This is a genomic window from Methanolapillus millepedarum, assembly GCF_032594115.1.
Classification (GTDB): domain Archaea; phylum Halobacteriota; class Methanosarcinia; order Methanosarcinales; family Methanosarcinaceae; genus Methanolapillus; species Methanolapillus millepedarum.
Window position 1 is genome coordinate 220,503 of the sequence record NZ_CP131060.1, and the last position, 19,764, is coordinate 240,266.

General features: G+C 42.5%; 25 protein-coding genes. 19 read left to right on the forward strand and 6 right to left on the reverse strand.

Annotated features, from left to right (window positions below; genetic code table 11):
• Positions 1–122 precede the first annotated feature (122 nt).
• The 3 genes from MsAc7_RS01065 (at position 123) to MsAc7_RS01075 (ending at position 2,855) form a co-directional block, all read left to right on the forward strand.
• Positions 123–347, forward strand: a complete 225-nt coding sequence (locus MsAc7_RS01065) for a hypothetical protein (protein WP_338102760.1) — start codon at positions 123–125, stop codon at positions 345–347.
• A gap of 312 nt (positions 348–659) precedes the next feature.
• Complete coding sequence (locus MsAc7_RS01070) at positions 660–1,313, forward strand: ZPR1 zinc finger domain-containing protein (protein ID WP_338102761.1); 654 nt, start codon at positions 660–662, stop codon at positions 1,311–1,313.
• 219 nt (positions 1,314–1,532) lie between these two features.
• Positions 1,533–2,855, forward strand: coding sequence for an adenylosuccinate synthase (locus MsAc7_RS01075; RefSeq protein WP_338102762.1), 1,323 nt, complete (start codon positions 1,533–1,535; stop codon positions 2,853–2,855).
• Positions 2,856–3,110: 255 nt separating this feature from the next.
• On the opposite strand, the gene MsAc7_RS01080 is transcribed toward MsAc7_RS01075, so the two are convergent.
• Positions 3,111–4,493: a GLUG motif-containing protein gene (locus MsAc7_RS01080; RefSeq protein ID WP_338102763.1), complete on the reverse strand. Its 1,383-nt coding sequence runs from the start codon at positions 4,491–4,493 to the stop codon at positions 3,111–3,113.
• A gap of 88 nt (positions 4,494–4,581) precedes the next feature.
• The gene (locus MsAc7_RS01085; protein WP_338102764.1) at positions 4,582–5,028 is read right to left on the reverse strand and encodes a zinc ribbon domain-containing protein; all 447 of its coding nucleotides are present in this window, start codon (positions 5,026–5,028) and stop codon (positions 4,582–4,584) included.
• A gap of 279 nt (positions 5,029–5,307) precedes the next feature.
• On the opposite strand from MsAc7_RS01085, the gene MsAc7_RS01090 reads away from it, so the two are divergent.
• The 9 genes from MsAc7_RS01090 (at position 5,308) to pfdA (ending at position 9,806) form a co-directional block, all read left to right on the forward strand.
• Positions 5,308–5,772 carry a hypothetical protein gene (locus MsAc7_RS01090; protein ID WP_338102765.1) on the forward strand — a complete coding sequence of 155 codons (465 nt, stop codon included), beginning with the start codon at positions 5,308–5,310 and terminating at the stop codon, positions 5,770–5,772.
• A gap of 531 nt (positions 5,773–6,303) precedes the next feature.
• The gene (locus MsAc7_RS01095) at positions 6,304–6,756 is read left to right on the forward strand and encodes a 30S ribosomal protein S19e (RefSeq protein ID WP_338102766.1); all 453 of its coding nucleotides are present in this window, start codon (positions 6,304–6,306) and stop codon (positions 6,754–6,756) included.
• Between the two features lie 33 nt (positions 6,757–6,789).
• Positions 6,790–7,140, forward strand: coding sequence for a DNA-binding protein (locus MsAc7_RS01100; RefSeq protein ID WP_338102768.1), 351 nt, complete (start codon positions 6,790–6,792; stop codon positions 7,138–7,140).
• Positions 7,141–7,159: 19 nt separating this feature from the next.
• Positions 7,160–7,768 (forward strand): DUF7411 family protein, encoded by a 609-nt coding sequence (locus tag MsAc7_RS01105; protein WP_338102769.1) that lies wholly within the window; start codon positions 7,160–7,162, stop codon positions 7,766–7,768.
• Between the two features lie 64 nt (positions 7,769–7,832).
• On the forward strand, positions 7,833–7,988 hold the full coding sequence (locus MsAc7_RS01110; protein WP_133517669.1) for a 50S ribosomal protein L39e: 156 nt from the start codon (positions 7,833–7,835) through the stop codon (positions 7,986–7,988).
• Between the two features lie 59 nt (positions 7,989–8,047).
• Positions 8,048–8,323, forward strand: a complete 276-nt coding sequence (locus tag MsAc7_RS01115; protein WP_338102770.1) for a 50S ribosomal protein L31e — start codon at positions 8,048–8,050, stop codon at positions 8,321–8,323.
• Between the two features lie 179 nt (positions 8,324–8,502).
• Positions 8,503–9,138 carry a translation initiation factor IF-6 gene (locus MsAc7_RS01120; protein ID WP_338102771.1) on the forward strand — a complete coding sequence of 212 codons (636 nt, stop codon included), beginning with the start codon at positions 8,503–8,505 and terminating at the stop codon, positions 9,136–9,138.
• A 78-nt stretch (positions 9,139–9,216) separates the two neighbouring features.
• A complete protein-coding gene (rpl18a, locus tag MsAc7_RS01125; RefSeq protein ID WP_338102772.1) occupies positions 9,217–9,393 on the forward strand; it encodes a 50S ribosomal protein L18Ae in 177 nt (58 codons plus the stop codon).
• Complete coding sequence (pfdA, locus tag MsAc7_RS01130) at positions 9,390–9,806, forward strand: prefoldin subunit alpha (protein ID WP_338102773.1); 417 nt, start codon at positions 9,390–9,392, stop codon at positions 9,804–9,806. Before rpl18a ends, pfdA begins: the two co-directional genes overlap by 4 nt.
• A 186-nt stretch (positions 9,807–9,992) precedes the next feature.
• Here pfdA and MsAc7_RS01135 read toward each other — a convergent pair whose 3' ends face one another.
• The gene (locus MsAc7_RS01135) at positions 9,993–11,456 is read right to left on the reverse strand and encodes an MFS transporter (protein ID WP_338102774.1); all 1,464 of its coding nucleotides are present in this window, start codon (positions 11,454–11,456) and stop codon (positions 9,993–9,995) included.
• Between the two features lie 293 nt (positions 11,457–11,749).
• Between MsAc7_RS01135 and MsAc7_RS01140 the strand changes: the two genes are divergently transcribed.
• The 3 genes from MsAc7_RS01140 (at position 11,750) to truD (ending at position 13,891) form a co-directional block, all read left to right on the forward strand.
• Positions 11,750–11,980: an Lrp/AsnC ligand binding domain-containing protein gene (locus MsAc7_RS01140; protein ID WP_338099653.1), complete on the forward strand. Its 231-nt coding sequence runs from the start codon at positions 11,750–11,752 to the stop codon at positions 11,978–11,980.
• A 200-nt stretch (positions 11,981–12,180) separates the two neighbouring features.
• Positions 12,181–12,528, forward strand: coding sequence for a peptidyl-tRNA hydrolase Pth2 (gene pth2, locus MsAc7_RS01145; RefSeq protein ID WP_338102775.1), 348 nt, complete (start codon positions 12,181–12,183; stop codon positions 12,526–12,528).
• Between the two features lie 16 nt (positions 12,529–12,544).
• Positions 12,545–13,891, forward strand: coding sequence for a tRNA pseudouridine(13) synthase TruD (gene truD, locus MsAc7_RS01150; RefSeq protein WP_338102776.1), 1,347 nt, complete (start codon positions 12,545–12,547; stop codon positions 13,889–13,891).
• Positions 13,892–14,058: 167 nt separating this feature from the next.
• On the opposite strand, the gene MsAc7_RS01155 is transcribed toward truD, so the two are convergent.
• Complete coding sequence (locus MsAc7_RS01155; RefSeq protein ID WP_338102777.1) at positions 14,059–14,586, reverse strand: protease inhibitor I42 family protein; 528 nt, start codon at positions 14,584–14,586, stop codon at positions 14,059–14,061.
• 460 nt (positions 14,587–15,046) lie between these two features.
• On the opposite strand from MsAc7_RS01155, the gene thiM reads away from it, so the two are divergent.
• From thiM to MsAc7_RS01175, 4 genes are all read left to right on the forward strand, one after another.
• Positions 15,047–15,910 carry a hydroxyethylthiazole kinase gene (gene thiM / locus MsAc7_RS01160; RefSeq protein ID WP_338102778.1) on the forward strand — a complete coding sequence of 288 codons (864 nt, stop codon included), beginning with the start codon at positions 15,047–15,049 and terminating at the stop codon, positions 15,908–15,910.
• On the forward strand, positions 15,894–16,556 hold the full coding sequence (thiE, locus tag MsAc7_RS01165) for a thiamine phosphate synthase (RefSeq protein ID WP_338102779.1): 663 nt from the start codon (positions 15,894–15,896) through the stop codon (positions 16,554–16,556). Before thiM ends, thiE begins: the two co-directional genes overlap by 17 nt.
• A 77-nt stretch (positions 16,557–16,633) precedes the next feature.
• On the forward strand, positions 16,634–17,158 hold the full coding sequence (locus MsAc7_RS01170; protein WP_338102780.1) for an adenine phosphoribosyltransferase: 525 nt from the start codon (positions 16,634–16,636) through the stop codon (positions 17,156–17,158).
• A gap of 186 nt (positions 17,159–17,344) precedes the next feature.
• Positions 17,345–17,959, forward strand: a complete 615-nt coding sequence (locus MsAc7_RS01175; protein WP_338102781.1) for a TIR domain-containing protein — start codon at positions 17,345–17,347, stop codon at positions 17,957–17,959.
• 66 nt (positions 17,960–18,025) lie between these two features.
• On the opposite strand, the gene cobT is transcribed toward MsAc7_RS01175, so the two are convergent.
• Together cobT and MsAc7_RS01185 are read right to left on the reverse strand one after the other, a co-directional pair.
• The gene (gene cobT / locus MsAc7_RS01180; protein ID WP_338102782.1) at positions 18,026–19,087 is read right to left on the reverse strand and encodes a nicotinate mononucleotide-dependent phosphoribosyltransferase CobT; all 1,062 of its coding nucleotides are present in this window, start codon (positions 19,085–19,087) and stop codon (positions 18,026–18,028) included.
• Positions 19,088–19,427: 340 nt separating this feature from the next.
• Entirely contained in the window at positions 19,428–19,757 is a 330-nt protein-coding gene (locus MsAc7_RS01185; protein WP_338102783.1) for a P-II family nitrogen regulator, read from the reverse strand.
• Positions 19,758–19,764: the final 7 nt, after the last annotated feature.

A 19,764-nucleotide genomic window follows, 5' to 3' on the forward strand; every position in this document is an offset into this window, starting at 1 on the left:
AGCATATCCAACCATTTTTTAAAGTTCAGGCAAACCGCCCCGATTAAACAGACGCATTTTGCGTCTGTTTAATCGGATTTCATTAGAAGGATTTGTGTCGTGGTGGCAGATGCAGTCGGAAATTGGGAACAGCAGATGCAATCGGAAATTGGAAACAGCAGATGCAATCGGAAATTGGAAACAGTAGGTGCAATCTGAAACTGCAAACAGTAGGTGCAATCGGAAATTGGAAACAGCAGATTCAATCGGTGTCGGAAATTACCAATTGGAATGCATCTGCTTATGGAAATCCGCAAAATACAAACGCAAAGCGTTTGATTTTGCGGGGCGGTTTGCTTGGTTCGTAATTTTGACCATATATTTTCAGCGACCGAAGGGAGCCGTTCGCGAAGCGAACTTTTTGGAAACAGCCTCCCCCCGCCCCTTGAAAAATTCCGAAGCGAAGCGAAGGAATTTTTGCGTCGGAATTTGCAGGGCAGTTTGCTTGAATTAAAAAAAACGTTTGCGGGGGACTTTTGGTTTAGTCATTGTTTGTGGAATCGTTTTGTTTGATTCGGAAACGGAACTGAGGCGCATTTTTTTGAAATCTGAAACTTTGCGGCATTTTTGAGTTGCTTTTATATATGCAAAGGCGTTTCTCTCATTCAGGTGAATTCTTTTTGATTGAAGATACTTTTGAAACACGAACCAACTGCCCGCTTTGCCAAAACGAGTTGGTGATGAAATGGCAGCGGGACAACATTCCGTATTTCGGCGACATCATGTACACGACGTCGATCTGTTCCAACTGCACATTCCGCTTTGCCGACACGTTGATTTTAACCGGAAAAGATCCGGTTTGCTATTCCCTTTCCGTGAATACGCCGGATGATTTAGACGCCCGTGTCATTCGATCGACCTCGGGAACGATTCTCATTCAGGAACTCGGCATCATGGTGGAGCCGGGACCGATTTCGGAATCCTATATCACGAATGTGGAAGGCGTTCTTCAGCGCATCCGCGGCGTCGTTGAAAGCGCGACCCGCTGGTCGGAAGCTGATTGTGAACTCGATAAAGTCGAACGCGGGCTTTATCTGCTTGCCCGAATTGACGAAATCATCGAAAATCCGGAAACGGCCGACTGCAAAATTACACTTGAAATCAAAGATCCGCTCGGCAACAGCGCGATTTTGTCCGCCAACGCCAAATCCCGTCCGCTGACATGCGACGAATTGGAATCCCTAAAAACCGGCATGATTATCCTTGATATCGACAAAGACGAATTGTCTCATGACGTTTCGGATGAAACCAGTCCGATCGGACGGTTCGAATAAATTTATTGCTTTTTTCTTTTTTTGTTTTCTTTTTTTCTTTTTCTCCTTTCATATTGTTATTTTTGGACAAACTCCTTGCGACCGAAGGGAGCCGTTCGCGCAGCGAACTTATGGTATAAATGTTACACCGCCCTTGAAAAATTCCGAAGCGAAGCGCAGGAATTTTTAACGAGGAATTTTTACAAAAGACTTTTATAATGCCGATTAATCCTACTCCTTATGTTCACAATCATCACAGGCGCACAATTTGGGGACGAAGGCAAAGGAAAAATCGTTGATCTTTTGGCAAGCGAATACGATATCGTCGCACGGTTTCAGGGCGGCGACAACGCCGGGCACACCGTGACCGTCGGCGGCAACGTTTACAAATTGCATCAAATCCCGTCCGGCATCTTAGTCGGCGCGTCCGTGATGATCGGTCCCGGCGTTGTTCTCAATCCGTTTTCGCTTATGGATGAAATTAAAATGCTGGAAGAAAAAGGCATTTCGGTGACGCCGGAAAAGCTTGGCATCGACGCAAAAGCCAGCATCATTATGCCGTACCACATTGCTTTGGATACGCTCAGTGAAGTTTCCCGCAAAAATAAGATTGGAACCACCAAAAAAGGGATTTCTCACGCTTATTCCGACCGCGTTCTTCGAGATGAAATCCGTCTCGAAGATTTGCTGGACGAAGAAATCTTTCGCGCCAAATTAAAAGATATTTGGCCGGCCAAGGCTCAAACCATTGCAAAACTCGGCGGCAGTCCGGAATATATCATGCCGGAAAAAACCATTTCGGAAATGCTTGAACTCGGCGAAAAACTGAAAGAATTTGCGGTCGACACGTCTCAAATGATCAATCAATCCATTCGAGCCGGCCGAAAAGTGATGGCTGAAGGCGCCCAGGGAACGCTTCTGGACGTCGTTCACGGCACGCAAAAATATGTGACATCGTCATCTACGATCGCCGGTTCCGCCTGTACCGGTCTTGGCGTCGGACCGTCGCGGGTTTCCAATACCATCGGAATCGTAAAAGCTTATATCACGCGCGTCGGAAACGGTCCGCTTCCAACGGAACTCGCCGACGAAATCGGCGCTCACCTCACAAACGTCGGACAGGAGTTTGGAACAACCACCGGACGGCAGCGCCGCTGCGGTTGGTTTGATTTGCCGCTCCTTAAAAAATCCATCAATTTAAACGGTTACACCGAACTTGCCTTAACAAAAATCGACGTGCTGACCGGTCTTGATCCGATTCAAATCTGCGTTGCGTACGAGCTCGACGGCGAAAGAATCGATTATCCGCCGCTTCTCACGAAAGATTTGGATCGCTGCGTTCCGGTTTATTCGGAAATGAGCGGTTGGACAGAAAATCTGGAAAACGTGAAGAGTTTTGACGATTTGCCTGAAAACGCTCGGGAATATGTCACCGCTATTGAAAAGTTGTGCGACGTTCCGATCACTTACGTTTCCGTCGGACCCGGACGGGAGCAGACTTTTAAGATGGCGGAAGTTCGGGAGCCGGAAATTTATTGCAACAAGTTTGCGAGAGGCATGTGATTTTTTAAAAATCAAAAAAAGATATGGGCCGCAATAATTCATTATTGCAGTCCTGTAAATATTGTTTTATTTTCTTTGCAAAATATATAGCCTCAGAAACAAATATTACTAATATTATTAAAAATTTTGACGAATATGCTTATGGCAAACCCACTTTCAGGAAACTTCTTTTATCCTGCAGGTCACCTGATGTTTGCCATTTGCAGTTACATTTCCACTTGCATAACATTCTTTTATTGAAAGACAATTATGTCCTTACTTATTGGAATTACTTTTTCTTTTTTTAAAGAATAAGAATGTAAAACTAAATATAATAAGAAGCACAATTCCAAATAAAATGTATAAGTAAAATGGAGTCATATTTTTTTCAACTTCAGCATCCGAGACTTCAACAACTTGTGGTAAGTCTTCAATGACTTCAACAGGCTCTTCAATTACGGGCGGTTTATAGCTCCAACTTAATCGCGGATAATCTTCCCCGTTAATGATATACCAAATATTGTTTGAATTTGAATCCTGAGAAATATTCCATCCATGGCTTCCGGAATTCAAATAAGGACTTCCACTTAAATATGTTGAAATTTGTTTCATATCTTGGTCTGGAACGGCTGTTCCATATTTATTTGATTCAATGTCATCGGAGTAAAATGAATCTAAAATATTAATATCGCTATTCGTAGATCCAATTAATCCACCCATCCGATTATTAGATGCTAAAACAGTGCCGACAAAGTAACTTGTTTCAATGCTTCCATTGTCAATCGTACCAATTAAACCACCGGCACCATACCCGCTTGCAATTATTGTACCAATAGCATAACTGTTCCTTATCGACATGTTAAAGACATCTTGTCCTCCAACGAGTCCTCCAGCCTTATTTGAAGAGGTCGCATTACAAATAGCGAAACTATTTTCAATTGTCCCATTCTCAAAAACTCTGCCAATTAATCCTCCACTGTTTGAACCTGAATGGATGTTGCCAGTTGCAGAACAATTTCTAATATTAACATTCGTAGCTTGACCAATAAGACCGCCGGCCATAAGAGTTGCATTAACATTTCCATCCTGGTGGCTGTTTTCAATACTACCGTTTTTCATATTTCCAACAAGACCGCCGGCATAGTTGCTATCAGCTCTTACATTACCAATAAATGTACAATTCTTAACCGTTCCTTCTTCATTATATCCCAAAAGACCGCCAACGGATGAACTCCCGTTAATTGAAAAATCATCAAAAAACTGAACAGAACAATTTTCAACGGATCCACCAGTAGAATAACCAACCAATGTTCCAAAATAACTGCTGGAAGATAGGTTTCCTTTAGCAACAATATTCAAATTTTTAATAACACATGTAGAATTACTTTTACTTTTAATATTCCCGAATAAACCCGCCCCATCGACATTGTCAGTTGGCCCTGTGCTTCTTAAAATTTTTGTTTCGGTTGTAAATGTGATTGAATTTCCATTTCCATCAAAAATTCCTGTAAATGGAAAATCATTATTGCCAATAGATAGCCAATCACCTGAAATTTCAATGTTTTTTGTTAAAATATAACTTCCACTTAAAGGATATGAAGCATCATTCCCTATTTTGGATAAATCATCAGCAGAATTTATAATTGGATGTTGAAGCATTTGCCACCAAAGTGGTGCTACACAAACAAAAGCAAATAAAAATGGTGATTATTATTGGTATTGGTTTTTGAAAAATCATAACATCACATCACATATAATAATAATAATAATTAATGAAGAAATAAAAGAATAAAAGTAAAAAAATAGCAATCAATGGACCGACTATAAATGCAGCAATCTCGTTTGCTTTTGCTTCTTTATATGGAACTTCTCCTTTGTTTATTTTTTCAGCTTGTGTGTATGCGTCATACATACCAAAGATCCATACCACAATTCCCGGGATAATGAAAATAAAGATGCCGATCCAATAACCTATTAAGATACCAAAACCGCGTGAAAGTTGTCCATTATAAACTTGCCCGAGTCCCGGCCACAAAAATGAAAGAATTAATGATAAGACCGGTGTTTTTTGGTTTACCGGTTTGTGTAAATCGGTGGTTTTTGCACTGCTGAGAGCAGTTCCACAATTAGTGCAAATAACAGCATTTTCATATTCTACTTTGTTACCACAATTGGAACAATATTTTTCAGACATTTGTTTTCCCCATATAGTTTTTTAGATATATTTTTGCCATCAATATGTCTCAGGAATACTGATTTTTCAAAAATATTTTGTTGACGACATTAGTTTTAAAAATTTAAAAAACCAATATTCAATTTTTGGCATATGCCTATAAAAACATGATGATATATTAAATTTTTTCTATATTTAACTCTTATTTTTTTAAAAAATGCTTATTTATTCAAGCGAATAAAAAATATGCCTACCTCTCTGTCACAAATACTAATATCTTCAAACCTGTGTATAAAAAGTATGGATCAAACTAACCCTAAAAAGCTATCAGCCTCATTTATGGTTAGCCAACAACTTTTGAACAGGATGAATTCTTTGGTTAATTCCGGAAAGTTTTCGTCAATCTCGGATATTATTAGTACTTCTGTTTCCACATTTCTCGGGAAAATTTCTATTTATGAAGAAGATCCCGATTTTGATTACTCAATGCTTAATCAGCTGAAACATGAGGATAAATCTCCCAAAGAAAAGATTACAATTTCTCAAAGTCCTTATATCATGGATGAAATTGATAATTTATCCAAAATCATGAATAAGCCAAAATCTTATGTGATCAGGATTGCTGTTGATAATTTTATTGATGATTTTTATAAGGTTAAACCAAGAATCATTCAAGAAACCAAGCCCGAGGAAAAATTTCCGACAACGGTCCCGGAATTAAAAAAGTTAATCTTAAAAACAATTGAAGAACAAAATCAGAACTAATCATTTCTATTCCTGTATTCGAATTTTCAACACAATCTTTATATACAAACGTTCTGTTTTAGGTTCCATTTGAGTCTTTCATTCAAAGTTTCCCGTTTCGGCCATGGGGTGCTTTGAAACATAGGCATAAACGTTTGATACTTCAGCCAGCGTCGTATCAGGCAACAAATATAATCCGAACGAACCGATGACTTCAAAATCAAATAAACTGAGGAAAAGCGGGGAGTTTAATTTAAACGGTACGATTTGTCGTATCACGGTAACCGAAAATCAGGCAAGGTCATTGACTTTGATGCTGATTTGAATTCGTTTTGCCGGTTGTAATCGCAGCATTGCACTGCCGTTATGACTGTCGGTTGACCGTCTCAGTCGGCATGCAAAATTTCGCGGACTGCCATTTAAGTGACTCCTATCCTGAAATCCTTTTGGATTTGGCTTCTGCTTTTTTCGCTGTTTTGCTGTTTTTTGTCGCGGTTGTTTATCCGATATGTTTTTCGGAATTCAGATTATAAAATTTAAGGAGATTAATTAATGACAACAGCATACGATGTTCCCGCAGCCGAGTTAATCGCGAAAGTTGCGGAAAAATTGAAAGGAAACGATAAATTCGTCCCGCCGGAATGGGCGGAATTCGTCAAAACAGGCGTTCACAAAGAATTCCCGCCGACTCAAGACGACTGGTGGTACATCCGCTGCGCCGCCATTTTCAGAATGATTTACACAGACGGCCCCGTCGGCGTGGAAAGACTTTCCTCCATCTACGGCGGAAAACAAGACCGCGGATCTAAACCCTACCACCGCGCCAAGGGAAGCGGCTCAATCATTCGAAAAGCCCTTCAACAACTTGAAGCCGCCGGCTATGTCTCCAAAACCGACAAAGAAGGACGTGTCGTTACCGGCGCCGGAAGAGCGCTTCTCGACAACACCGCCTACGAATTAAAAGGCGAGCTTCTCGAAAAATATCCGGGACTTAAGAAATACTGATTGGTTGTGCCGAATTGAACAGGAGTTTTGAGTATGGACAACGAGCTTGAAGAAATCAGACGTAAAAGACTTGCTCAAATGCAACAGCAGCAATCGCAGGCTCAAATGAGTCCCGAGCAAGCCGCCTATCAGCAGGAACAGGCAAAATCCGAAATGGAAGCCCGAAAACAAGAGCTTCTCCGAAAGATTTTAACGCCCGAAGCCCGCGAGCGGCTGACGACACTTCGCATGTCCCGTCCGGCCCTGGTCGAACAGCTTGAAATGCAACTCATTTCACTCGCACAAAACGGCCGCCTTCAAAATATGATTGATGACGAACAGTTGAAGCAATTGTTGGCTCAAATTCAACCGCCAAAGCGTGAAACATCCATCAAAAGAGTTTGATCAAAACCGGAGGAATGTTATGAAAACAAAAGCTCATGTATTGTTCAGTGGCGGAAAAGACAGTTCTCTGTCGGCCATCCTTCTTGAGCCGTTTTTTGACGTTCATTTGGTCACGTGCAATTTTGGTATTTTGCCGACCGGACCGATTGCGGCGGATATTGCCCGAGAAATCGGATTTCCCCATCAAATCTTAAAACCGGATGTCAGCGTCTTGGAAGAAGCGGCGAAAACCGCTCAAAAAGACGGATTTCCGAATCAGGCCATCAACGACATTCACCGGCACGTTTTAGCGCTGCTTGCCAAAACGGACGGCGTGTCTGTCATTGCCGACGGGCTTCGCCGGGATGACCGTGTTCCGCACGTTCCTCTTCCCGAAATTCAAAGTTTTGAATCCAAAAACAAAGTTCTCTACTGCAGCCCTTTGATGGGATTCGGACGCGCGACGATTAACAAAATGATCGATTCCCATTTGGTCATCACGGAAGAAGAAAGCGCCGGCATGCTCAAATGCGATTATGAAGCCGAGCTTCGGGAATATTTGTCTCAAGACATTGGAGAAGAAGCGACGCACAAATTGTTTCCAAAATCCCACAAGCAATCACGTGTCATTTCCAGAATCCGGAAATGATAAACGTTATGCATCAACCGACTTATAAATTAATTGATGAAATAACCCGAAAAGGTGTTTTTCTATGAGTAAAAATCTGAAAGGACAAAAGAAAAGATTAGCAAAGGCGCACGTTCAAAACGCCCGTGTGCCGGTCTGGGTCATTATCAAGACCAAGAGAAATGTGACTTCACACCCCAAGAGACGCCACTGGAGAAGATCCAGCATGAGATTGAAGTAATCTTTTCAATCTTTTGTGAACGAAAAATTGAGTAAAATAATGTTAATTCAGGTGATTTAATGGCAGAAGACATTGTCAAAGAACAAATTTACACCATCCCGCTTCGGGGTGTGAAGGTGGCTCCGAGATGGAAGAGAGCGAACAAAGCGATGTCCATCATTCGGGAATATCTTGAACGGCATATGAAAGTCGAATCCGACAAAATTAAAATTGACAAATCCATCAACGAGCGCATCTGGGAAAGAGGCTGCGAAAAACCGCCGTCGTTCATCCGCGTCAGAGCCGCCAAATATGCGGACGGCGAAGTTCAGGCTGAGCTTGCCGAAAACTCTTAAACAAACGATCAATGATTTATCATTTTTTGTTTGTTTTTGTTGTCCGTTTTAATTTTGAATGAATTGGTGATTGAGTTCTCATTGATTGTTTTCGATGAGGATTGATTCAAATATCGGATTTCCTCAATCAAATTTATCAAAAATTAAAGAGAATTATGACAATACAAACGATTAATATTATGGATACTCCGGTCATCGGGGTTTTTTCCACCTGCACGGAAGATGTCTGCTTGGTGCCGAAAGGGACGAATCCGGAAGCTGTTGAATTCATTCAAAAGCGGCTTTCGGTTCCGGTCCATTCCTGTTTGGTCAACGACAGCATTTTGGTCGGCTCTTTGTGCCGCGGCAATTCGAACGGATTTATCATCCCGGGAAAAGCAGACACAAAAGCCCTTGAAAAGCAAACAGGTTTTCCGTTTCACACGCTTCCCGGTAAGTTAAACGCCGTCGGCAACCTTGTGCTTGCCAACGATACAGCCGGCCTGGTTCATCCGGAGGTTTCGGATAACGTGCTTGAATTCATCGCAAACACCCTTAAAATCGACGTCTGCCGCGGAACCATCGCGGGCATTAAAACGGTCGGAATGGCCGGCTGCGTGACCAACAACGGTCTTTTGGTCAGCCCCGGAATTACCGAAAGCGAATCGGCGCTCCTTGAAGAATTGTTCGGATTTGCGCCGATGGTCGGCAGTGTGAACTTTGGTTCGCGCATGGTCGGCTCAGGCATTCTCGCCAATTCCAAGGGATATTTAGCGGGAACCGAAACCAGCGGTTATGAACTCGGAAGAATCTCAACCGCGCTTGGTTTTGTCTAATGCGGGTTGAGGCAAAAGTTTTCACAATCATAGTCAAACTAAAGAAAAGTATAAAACAATCAAAAATCGGTGATATAAATGCCAAGTTATACTGTTACAGGAAAATTTAAACCCGGGTTCTTTTGGGAACCCTTCACCAAAACCGTGGAGAGCCAAAATGAAAAGAACGCTCTTGACAAGGTTTACTCCACCATCGGAAGCAAACACCGTCTTGAAAGACGTTCCATCAAAATCGAATCCATCAAAGAGGTATGATGATGGCACAGGTCAGTGAGCAGCAGGCCCGACAGTTGGTTGCTCAGTACCAGGACTATCAGAGAAACGCCGAAATGATTCAGGACCAAATGAATATGGTTCGGAATACATTGGCGGGCTGTGAGAGTACCCTTCGGACAGTTACCGGTCTTAAAGAAGCGGCGACGAACGACGTCGAATCGATCATTCCGGTCGGTTCCGGCTGTTTTGTCCATGCTGAAATCAAAAACTTTTCCAAGGTCATTGTCAGTGTCGGCTCCGGCGCAAATATTGAAAAAGATGTTGCCGGCGCTCTTGAATTTTTGAACGACCGAAAAGGTAAACTTGAAAAAATGCTTCAAGATTTAAACACATCACTGACCAACATTGTCCAGCAAATGCAATCGATTGAAGCGGTTTTAAATCAGAAATGAGGAATCGCTTTTTCTTTGCATCCTTTTATTTTTTTTTATTTTTTATCTTCTTTGCTTATTTTGGCTTATTCTTGTTTTGGCTTCCTGCCGGCATTTCGAAAAGAGAGACGGTAAACTTGTTGATTTTAAAAATCTTTTTATAAACTCATTAAAAAAAGATTGGCGCCGGGACAGCGCCGATTGTTATTAAGCCTCGACTTCCCGTTTTGTCGGTCCGCGGAGATAAGACAAAACGGCGCCGACCAAACACAGCAGGGCGCAGAAAGAAAATGTGAAATGCATTGCCATCAAAAAGTTCGGAATCATCTCGGAACTGATCATATCCGAACTGCCGACAAAAAAGGAAATGCTGCACATGGCAATAGCCATTGAAAGAACCATTCCCGCCTGCCTTGTGGCCGACAGAATGGAGCTGGCGCTGCTATAATCTTTTTGGCCGACAGACCCCATAACTGTCGATGTGTTCGGCGCCGCAAAGAACGCAAATCCAAGACCGAGAATGACTTCAAAAGCAATAATATGGGAAATCGGCGTGTTGCCCTCAAGCGTTGTCAACAGAAGGAGGCCGGCCGTAATCAACAGCATTCCAAAAGTCGCCAAATATCTGCCGTCAATTTTATCCGATGTTTTTCCAATAACAGGCGACAGAATTGCTTGAATGATTGGCTGCGCCAAAAGGACAAATCCGGCGTTTTGAGGAGATAAGTGATCAACCGATTGCAAATACAAACTGAGGAAGAATAAAATCGAATAAGTTGCCGCGTAGTTCAAAAAGGCGGCCATATTGGACCGCCGAAACAATTTATTTTGAATGAATAATTTCACTTTAAGCACCGGATATGTTTGCCTTTTCTCATAAAGGACAAACATTGGAAGTGTGCAAATTCCCAGGAGCAAAGATCCAAATGCCCAAGTTTCCGGAATGTTGGTGAGTCCGAATATCAAGAAGATTATTGTCACGGCGTAAAGTATCGTTCCCATCCAGTCAAACGGCTCGCCGCGGGATTCATCATAGTTGCTTTTAACGCCGCGCCATATAAGAATACCGCCAATAAACGCCATGGGAATCAATAAAAAGAACAAACTTTGCCATCCGAAATTCTCCGTCATAATGCCGCCAATCACTGGTCCGAGGGATGAGCCGATGTAAACGAAACCAACATTAATCCCGAAGGCAAAACCTCTTTCTTTGGGCGGATAAACCGAACTGAGCATAGCAAGTGATGTTGAAAATATACAAGCCATCCCCATTCCATCCAAAAACCGCAGCAGAACCAGTATGGCATAGCTTGGAGAAAACGGTGCTAAAAAAGATGTGATCATGATAATCACAATACCGATTAAGAAAAGCTTTTTCCGGCCATATAAATCAGCCAGTCGGGCGACCGGAATCAAAAACAAAACAGACGCCAAAAGGTAAGCGGTTGACATCCAACCAAGTGCATGTGCTGTAACGTGAAATGTTTCGCCGATGTGCGGCAAAGACAGATTGACCATCGCGCCCGCAAAAGGCGTAATAAACGCCGCAATGGATGCGCCGATCAGAACAATTATTTTATCCCGAAACGAGTACGTTGGCGCATCACCTGTATTTGAAGCAGGCGCCGGCATTGAAGAGGACAAAGAAGCGGATGTAGGTGACATTGACATAAAAATCATCATTATTTTATTCGTTATTTATCTTCGTTATTTATCTTCGTTATTTATCGTCGTTATTTATAACTTTTTTTTATCTTATTGCTTAACAATTTCTGTTCGATTATCATGACTTAATCTATGATTTGTTGTTCAGCAGACAAAGTTGCGGTTGGTGTATATAAATTTGATTTACGATTGTTCCAATGGGCACAAATCAAAAGACATTTTTCAGGATGAATAATTTTATATACGACAATTTCAAATTTTGAGTAATCGATTTATTATAAAAACAGGAGGAGATAAAAATGGTTATTGGAGTTACAATGTTAAACGTATTGCCCGGTTCCGAAAAGAATGCTTATAATGATTTAAAGTCGTTTGCCGGCGTCAAGGATGTTTATCACGTTTTCGGAGAATTCGACTTCGTCGTCATCATGGAACTTGAGACGCTGCGTGAATTAAACGATGTGGTGGATAAGATTCGTGAAAATCCGAATGTTACGGCAACACAAACAATTGTCGGCGCTGAACTTTAATTCAATTTAATTTAATTTAATTTAATTTAAAAAGCGGGAATCCGCTTTTATTTTTTCTCTTCTTTTTTGGTTTTATTTGATTTTGTTTTCCTGATTTTAGTTCTTTATTTTTGAGATTTATTTTTATAGTTGATTTGTTGTTTTGTTGTAAGAACTTTCGACGGATTTAAAAATCAATGAATTCAAAAGCGGAGGATGAGATGAGCGAATATAAACAATGTATTGTGATGCGGACGGACTTAAAACTCTCGCCCGGCAAGCTGGCCGTTCAGGTGGCGCACGCGGCCGTTTCCGCGGCTGAATGGGCGGACAAGCGCGAGCTTGATGCCTGGAAAGCGGGCGGGCAAAAGAAAGTGGTGCTCAAAGCCGGCAGTCTTCAGGAACTTTTCGAACTCAAAGAAAAAGCGAGACGGGAAGGGCTTCCGACGGCGCTCATTACCGACGCGGGACGAACGGAAATCGCGCCCGGAACCATTACGGTTCTCGGAATCGGTCCGGCAGCGGAAGAACGGATTGATAAAATCACCGGGCATTTGAAAATGCTTTAAGAAGGATGCGATTTTTATGACAAAAACAGACAATCCGATATTTGATCTTGAACTAAAAATCGGCATGACTCTTTATGAGACAGATACGCCGGGCGTCAAAGGAATTTTAAGGCACCGTCCGGAGGATTTCTATGTGGAAGAGATTTCCGACATTCAGGTAAGCCCGGTCGGAACCGGTAACAAGAGCTTGAAATATTTGGTTTTTGAGCTGACCAAAAACAATTGGGATACCAATCATTTCTTAAAAGCGCTTTCAAACAGCCTTGGAATCAGCCATAAGAGAATCAGTTACGCCGGCACCAAAGACAAACGCGCCGTCACGGTTCAAAAGATGAGCGTTTATGATGTTTCTGAAGAAGCGCTGAATAACGTTTCTCTCAAAGATATTTCCATTCGTGTTCTCGGAAAATCTCAAAATCCGGTCGCTCTCGGAGACCTGGACGGTAACTTATTTAAAATCACTCTCCGAAACATTGATTTTTCACCGGAGGAAACTCTCCGGATGGCGGAAAAAACAACGCTGGAGATTGCGGCGTCCGGCGGCGTTCCGAATTTTTTCGGAATTCAGCGGTTTGGGACAAAGCGTCCGATGACGCATTTGGTCGGGCAGGATATTTTGTCGGGAAACCTGGAAAAAGCAGTCATGCGGTATATTGCGGAATCGTATCCGGATGAGTCGGAGGAAACAAAAGCGGTGCGAAACTATATTTTAGAAACGAACGATCTCAAAGGCGGTCTTGCCAAAATGCCGGACCATTTAGGGCACGAAAAAGCGCTTCTCAATCATCTGATTGCGTATCCGGGCGACTACAAAGGCGCCTTTATGGTGCTTCCGAAAAACCTTTACACCATGTTCGTGCACGCGTATCAGTCTTATTTATTCAATCAAATCATTTGCAAACGCCTGGAAGCCGGGCTTTTGCTCAACCGCGCCGAAATCGGCGATATCGTCTGTTATCGCCGTGGCAAAATTCCGGATCCGGACCGTTTAGAGACGGTAGATGCGGAAAACAGAGAAGGCATCAATAATCTTCTCCGAAGAAAACGCGCTTTTATCACGGCGCCGCTCTTTGGATCGGAAACGCCGCTTGCCGGCGGGATCCCGGGAGAAATCGAGCGATCCGTGATTGAAATGACCGGATTTTCAGCCGACGATTTTAAAGTGCCGGCTTTTCCCGAAACCGCGTCAAAAGGCCTTCGAAAAGAAATCCTTCTGGAAGTCGAACCGACATTTTTAGCGGCAAAAGATGATGATTTTCCCGAGAAAACTGCGCTGACGCTTCATTTCTCGCTTCCAAAAGGAAGTTATGCGACAACCGTTTTGCGGGAATATATGAAAACAGATCCGCTCGATATGAGTTAATTCTGATTTTATTTGTACAGAATTAATTTCATTTGCATAGATAAAGAGGCAAATAAAAAAGAGAATGGTAGAAAAAACGGTAAAAAGAAAACGGACTCAAATTCATTCATTGATTTTGAACGTTTTCATTTACCTGTTTTTAGAATCATTTTTACTTATTTTCAGAATTACGATTCCGTTATGTTTAAAATTTTCATGGTTCGGTCGCTGTTGACTTGAACTTCCACTTGAATCGTTGCAATCGTGCTGTTTGCTTCAAATGACCGTGCGTATTCAAATGTCAACTTGGTTGTTCCGTCCCGGACGCCGTCAAATGTCCAGTAGAATGTTCCCGGGACACCGGTCATTCCGGGTTCTGTTGTCGGCTCGGTAAATCCGGAAGATGTTTCGTTCAAGACGCCGACAACGGTGGTGTTGGTTAAGTTCCAAGTGTAACCGGTGGTCGGATTGCCTTCGATTTTGACAGACAATGTTTTGTTGTCAACGACCGTGATGTTTGTGTCAAAGTCGGGTGTTGTGTTGTTGGTTGTGTTGTTTGTCGTGTTGTTGGTTGTATTATTTGTCGTATTGGTTGTGTTGTTTGTCGTGTTGTTGGTTGTGTTGTTTGAAGGATCCGTACAGCCGGAAACACCGACCGCAAGAGCAACAACAAGAACTAAACCCGCAACAAGCAAGAATTTGGGTGAGATTTTCATTTTTAGACCTCCTTTTGGCTTCCGACAATCAAGTTGAAATGACTTAATCGTCATGAGTTTAATCCGAACAATTTTTAAAAAATAATCAAATAATAATTATTGAACGAATTAAACAAAACTATTTTTATTGTCAAGATATTATTTATATATTTTCTTAAATAAAAAGTTATCTCATTCAGATGATTTTTTTCATCGAAATTTGATTATAATCAAAAGGATATAATTGTACACAAAATAAAAATTATCTTAATAATATATCGAAAACATATGAAGAATATAAAAAATATGAAGAATATAAAAAATATGAAGAATATAAAATATATAAAAAGCATCGAATGTAAATGAACAACAATCGTAAAATTATAAAAATAATTGTAACATTTTTTTGTTTGATTTTGATTCAACATTTTTAAATAAGATATTGACAATGTTGCCGCCGAAACAAATAATGAGGTGACATATGTTTATTTTATCCAATAATACTAAAACAAAAGCGATCGACCATTTAGAAACGCTCCGTCTTAAAAAGCCGCTGGTTCACTGCATCACCAACAGAGTCACCATGACCGAATGCGCAAATGGTCTTTTAGCGTCGGGCGCCGCTCCGATTATGGCTGAAGATGTGCGGGAAGTGGAGAACATTGTGTCCATTTCGCAGGCGCTTGTCATTAACATCGGTACGCTGATGCCGCTTCAAGTCGAGGCGATGATCAAAGCCGGGAAAAAAGCCAAAGCAATCGGCGTCCCTGTCATTTTTGATCCGGTCGGTGCCGGCGCAACACCGCTTCGCGACTCTGTTTCCAAACAGATTTTGGAGGAAGTGAAGCCTGATATCATTCGCGGAAATATGTCCGAAATTCGGGCGCTGTACGGATTTGACGGGCAAACCAAAGGTGTGGAAGCCGCCGCTTCCGATTATGTGACGTTTGAAAATGCCGAAACGGCTGCAAAAACCGTGGAAGAGTTGGCCAAACGTTACGGCTGCATTGTCGGCGCAACGGGAAAGATTGACATTGTTTCCGACGGCGAGAATACTTATTTTATCGAAAACGGACATGAAATGCTTTGTAAAATAACGGGTTCCGGTTGTGTTCTCAGCAGTTTGGTCGGCGGATTTGCCGGCGCTGCAAAACGGAACGATTACTTAATGTCTACGGTCTCCGCTTTTGTTTTAAACGGGCTTTCCGGAGAAATGGCTTTTGAATTTGTTGAAAAAACAGGCCAGGGACTTGGGACGTTTCGGGAAAAGGTGATGGATTACCTCTATTTAATCGGCCGAACAGAAATGGACGCGGGTGCCAAAATTTATGTTTTGGAAAAATAATATGAAACGAAACACGATTGATTATTCCGTTTATGTCATCACGGACAGCGTGATTTGCCCGCCGGAGAGGCTTCTTTTCCAAGTCGAAGAAGCCATTCTCGGCGGCGCGACAGTCATCCAGCTTCGGGAAAAAAAAGCGGATTCGCTGACGTCTTATAAGACCGCCGAAGCATTGCTTTCCGTCACAAAAAAATATGGTGTTGCGCTGATTGTCAACGATCGGGCCGATATTATGCTTGCGGCCGATTGCGACGGTCTTCATGTCGGACAAAAAGATTTGCCGGTTGCCGTTGCCCGAAAACTTATTGGTCCCGGAAAAATTCTTGGTGTTTCCGTCTCCACCGTCCGGGAAGCCAAAAAAGCACAAGAAGACGGTGCCGATTACCTCGGGGTCGGCGCGATTTTTCCGACCGGTACAAAACCGGACGCTGATGCTGTCGCATTGAATACTCTTCACGAAATCAAGGAATCTGCGGGCCTTCCGGTTGTTGCCATCGGCGGCATTTCCAAAGAAACAATTCCCCAACTTGCCGGGACAAAAATTGATGGTGTTGCCGTTGTATCGGCTGTTATGGCAAGTCCTCGTCCCCGGGCGGCGGCCGAAGAAATAAGAGCGGCATTTGAAAAAATAGCAACTCAGAAATAAGTGAACAATAATAAGGATTTGAAATAAAAAAGTTTCATATAATCTGTTATAAAAAAAAACAAAAGTGTGTGAAAGATATGGATCTGAAAGAAAAAGTTCGAATTATTGACGGTTTCCCGTTTGCCGGCATCAGTTTCAAAGACATAACGCCGTTGTTATCCGACCCCGATGTTTATATGGAAACGGTCAATCAACTGGAAAAGTTGGTTCAAAATCTGGATGAAAAGCCGGACATTATCGTTGCGCCCGAATCCCGCGGTTTTTTCTTCGGAATTCCGCTTGCGTTTAAAATGGGCATCGGATTCGTTCCGGCCCGAAAGCCGGGAAAACTTCCGTGTGAAGTCGTTTCCCAAGAATACACACTGGAATACGGAACCAATGCCATTGAGATGCACAAAGATGCGGTCGGCCCCGGAACCAAAGTCCTGATTATTGACGATCTGATCGCAACCGGCGGAACGCTTTTGGCGACGGCGCAATTGGTGGAAAAAATGGGCGGACGCATTGTCGGCATGGCGGCGGTCATCGAACTGACTGATATCGGCGGTCATGAGAAATTGAAAAAATACAATCCGATTGCTTTGATTTCCTATCCGTGTTAAATCTGTTCATCAGACAAAAATTCTCATCCCGTCTGAAAATAATTGTAAAAGCAATGTAAAAGCAATGTAAAACCGTTTAAATCCCGTGTAAATCCCGTGTAAATTCAATTGATCATTATGGTAATCTCCGTCTATTTTTGTTTTGATTCGGCTGACGAAATACGGGCAAAAAACGTGATGTCCGAAATGAGTCAAACGGAGCCGGAAGACATTTTGATTTCGCCAACGATTTCCGATTCCGAAATTACCGTGATTCTCATCGGCCAGCACACGTTTGAAAATCAGACCTGTTTATCCGAAATCCGTCAATGTTTCGAATCGGAGAAGGCGTTTTTGTCCGTTTATTTGGACAACAAAAACGATACGAAAGCCGACGGAAAGGTCCTTCTCGGCAAAAACCCGCTGGATCTTTTTTATTTTGAATATAAAGATAAAACGATCACATTTGGCGAGGGAACAACTGTTTTTGCCGGAAAGCTCAAAAGCCGGTTTTTAAGTAAAGAAGTGAAGGCCAAAGCATCCGATTTCACCAAAACTTATGATTACGTTTTGGATAAAGGTTCTGAAAACATAGGCGGCTGGATCCGGGCAGAACTCAAAAAGAAAAATGATTTCTTTGCCGAATGCGATAAAATCACGCCCAAAGATTGGGATGCCGTTTTGAAATTAACCGCAAAAGGCGGCAGCAAAACATCGGGCATGTTTCTTTATTATTATTGGTTGAAAAAACCGCAGATCGATCAAAAAGTTGCCGAGCCCGGTCAACAAAATGATTTGCCGGATGCTGAATCCGGATTATAATCTCGTAACGGATTAAAAATAGAAATGTAGGTCCGATGATATCGGACGCGATTTTTATTTTAGGAGTCACACCTTTCCGGCTTTTAAAATGCCGCAGACGTTTTCGACTTCTTCCCGGAATCTTTGGTCGGAAATGCCCAAAAGAGCCGACAAATACATGGCGCCGCCGGCCCCGGCCCCTTCTTTAATGGTTCCGGACTCGTACCGTTGAATGCCGGGAAGGCGGGATTTTCCAAAGCCCGGGTCCGCGATGTAAGACTTAAATCCGACTTTTTCGGACAAATCGCTGAAGTTGGCGCTTTTATCTTCCAAAACATAACGGGTGGTTGCCAAACAAACATTTTTCGTGTTCACGCCCGCATGTTTTAAAACCGCGAAAACGGCCGCCATTTGAGTTCCGCCGGCCAATATAATGTGCATTTCCGGGTCATATTCTTTAAATCCGGCCGCAAGTCCCGCAGCTGCCGGCATCATCGGGTCGCCCAAATAAGCGACGGCTTTCCACGGATCGTTTGAAAGGCAGCCGAATTTGAGATTGTTCCGGCTCATCGCTTCTTGGATCACTTGCTTTTTGAGTTCAATCGGATTAATATCTGCGCTGCTGCTGGCTTTTGCGTCGTAGCCGAGAGCCATTAAAACGCCCATTGCCGTTGTCGTTCCGCCGGGTGTGCTTTCGCCGATGATCGGGTGGTCCGTTGTCGGCGCCAATTCGTATCCGATTTTTTTGGCGTTTTCAAAAATGTCTTTCGGGTCGTGAACCGCAACACCGTTTCGGATATCTTCCCCGGGTTTTCCGGATGTGGATTTCATCGGGATGGATTTGTCCGGCAAAATCATGAGGCCGGAGTTGACAAAAATGTGCGGCGTTTTGGTCAAATTTAAAGCGGAACGGGTGATGACAGCCGGTGTCGGCGTATCCAATGGCGGCGTCATTGGAAGAACGGGAACGCTGATGATGTTTCCGGTGTGCATGAGTTCGCTGTCGCCGGCCGGCGTGTAAACGGTCAACTCAGCAGTTTTTCCCGCCGCCGAAAGCCCCGGGATTTGAGATGTTTTCGTGTTTGACAAAACGCAAATGTAAAGCGGCTTTTCAACATCTATATTCGGTTCCGGCGTAATCCAACTCATATCATTGCTTCCTTGATCGTTTAATTTAATAATTGAAAAAAGATGAACTTGAAAAATAAACAAATGAAACGACAATTTGAAACAGATAGGTTTTGATTGAATATTAATTGTGTGTTCAGTTTAATTGAAATAAAGTTCATTTTAATTGATTTAAAAGAAATGTCTTTTAATAGAAACGATATGGGTTAAGAAAGGTAAAATAGATAAAAATATAAAAACAAAAAAAGAAAAATTAAAAAATAAGAAAAAATTGAAAAATAAGAAATTAAAAAAAGAAAAATTAAAAATAAAAAATTAAAAAATAAGAAATTAAAAATAAAAAAAGAAAAAAGAGGTCTTTTTAATAAAAAACCTCTCCGGTTCGGATGGTGATGGATTTCTCCACCGGCAAAACAAAAATTCTCCCGTCCCCGATTTTTCCGGATTTGGCAGCGTTCCGGATGATTTCAATCACTTCGTCGGCTTTTTCATCGCAAGTGGTCAGCTGAATTTCAGTTTTGTCAATCATTTCCACCTGTATTGGTTTTCCCCGGTACTGAAGTGTGATGCCGCGCTGTTCCCCGCGTCCGCAGACGTTGTGAACGGTCATGCCAAAGTAGCCTTTTTCACTCAAAGCGTCTTTGACAGCGTCAAATTTGTCGGGCCGGATGACGGCAACGATCATTTTCATATTTTCC

Bases quoted from the DNA above. Each gene is read 5' to 3' on its own strand.
- MsAc7_RS01075 (WP_338102762.1), top strand. From the start codon at position 1,533: ATGTTCACAATCATCACAGGCGCACAATTTGGGGACGAAGGCAAAGGA.
- MsAc7_RS01080 (WP_338102763.1), bottom strand. From the start codon at position 4,493: ATGCTTCAACATCCAATTATAAATTCTGCTGATGATTTATCCAAAATA.
- MsAc7_RS01085 (WP_338102764.1), bottom strand. From the start codon at position 5,028: ATGTCTGAAAAATATTGTTCCAATTGTGGTAACAAAGTAGAATATGAA.
- MsAc7_RS01090 (WP_338102765.1), top strand. From the start codon at position 5,308: ATGGATCAAACTAACCCTAAAAAGCTATCAGCCTCATTTATGGTTAGC.
- MsAc7_RS01095 (WP_338102766.1), top strand. From the start codon at position 6,304: ATGACAACAGCATACGATGTTCCCGCAGCCGAGTTAATCGCGAAAGTT.
- MsAc7_RS01100 (WP_338102768.1), top strand. From the start codon at position 6,790: ATGGACAACGAGCTTGAAGAAATCAGACGTAAAAGACTTGCTCAAATG.
- MsAc7_RS01105 (WP_338102769.1), top strand. From the start codon at position 7,160: ATGAAAACAAAAGCTCATGTATTGTTCAGTGGCGGAAAAGACAGTTCT.
- MsAc7_RS01110 (WP_133517669.1), top strand. From the start codon at position 7,833: ATGAGTAAAAATCTGAAAGGACAAAAGAAAAGATTAGCAAAGGCGCAC.
- MsAc7_RS01115 (WP_338102770.1), top strand. From the start codon at position 8,048: ATGGCAGAAGACATTGTCAAAGAACAAATTTACACCATCCCGCTTCGG.
- MsAc7_RS01120 (WP_338102771.1), top strand. From the start codon at position 8,503: ATGGATACTCCGGTCATCGGGGTTTTTTCCACCTGCACGGAAGATGTC.
- rpl18a (WP_338102772.1), top strand. From the start codon at position 9,217: ATGCCAAGTTATACTGTTACAGGAAAATTTAAACCCGGGTTCTTTTGG.
- pfdA (WP_338102773.1), top strand. From the start codon at position 9,390: ATGATGATGGCACAGGTCAGTGAGCAGCAGGCCCGACAGTTGGTTGCT.
- MsAc7_RS01135 (WP_338102774.1), bottom strand. From the start codon at position 11,456: ATGTCAATGTCACCTACATCCGCTTCTTTGTCCTCTTCAATGCCGGCG.
- MsAc7_RS01140 (WP_338099653.1), top strand. From the start codon at position 11,750: ATGGTTATTGGAGTTACAATGTTAAACGTATTGCCCGGTTCCGAAAAG.
- pth2 (WP_338102775.1), top strand. From the start codon at position 12,181: ATGAGCGAATATAAACAATGTATTGTGATGCGGACGGACTTAAAACTC.
- truD (WP_338102776.1), top strand. From the start codon at position 12,545: ATGACAAAAACAGACAATCCGATATTTGATCTTGAACTAAAAATCGGC.
- MsAc7_RS01155 (WP_338102777.1), bottom strand. From the start codon at position 14,586: ATGAAAATCTCACCCAAATTCTTGCTTGTTGCGGGTTTAGTTCTTGTT.
- thiM (WP_338102778.1), top strand. From the start codon at position 15,047: ATGTTTATTTTATCCAATAATACTAAAACAAAAGCGATCGACCATTTA.
- thiE (WP_338102779.1), top strand. From the start codon at position 15,894: ATGTTTTGGAAAAATAATATGAAACGAAACACGATTGATTATTCCGTT.
- MsAc7_RS01170 (WP_338102780.1), top strand. From the start codon at position 16,634: ATGGATCTGAAAGAAAAAGTTCGAATTATTGACGGTTTCCCGTTTGCC.
- MsAc7_RS01175 (WP_338102781.1), top strand. From the start codon at position 17,345: ATGAGTCAAACGGAGCCGGAAGACATTTTGATTTCGCCAACGATTTCC.
- cobT (WP_338102782.1), bottom strand. From the start codon at position 19,087: ATGAGTTGGATTACGCCGGAACCGAATATAGATGTTGAAAAGCCGCTT.
- MsAc7_RS01185 (WP_338102783.1), bottom strand. From the start codon at position 19,757: ATGAAAATGATCGTTGCCGTCATCCGGCCCGACAAATTTGACGCTGTC.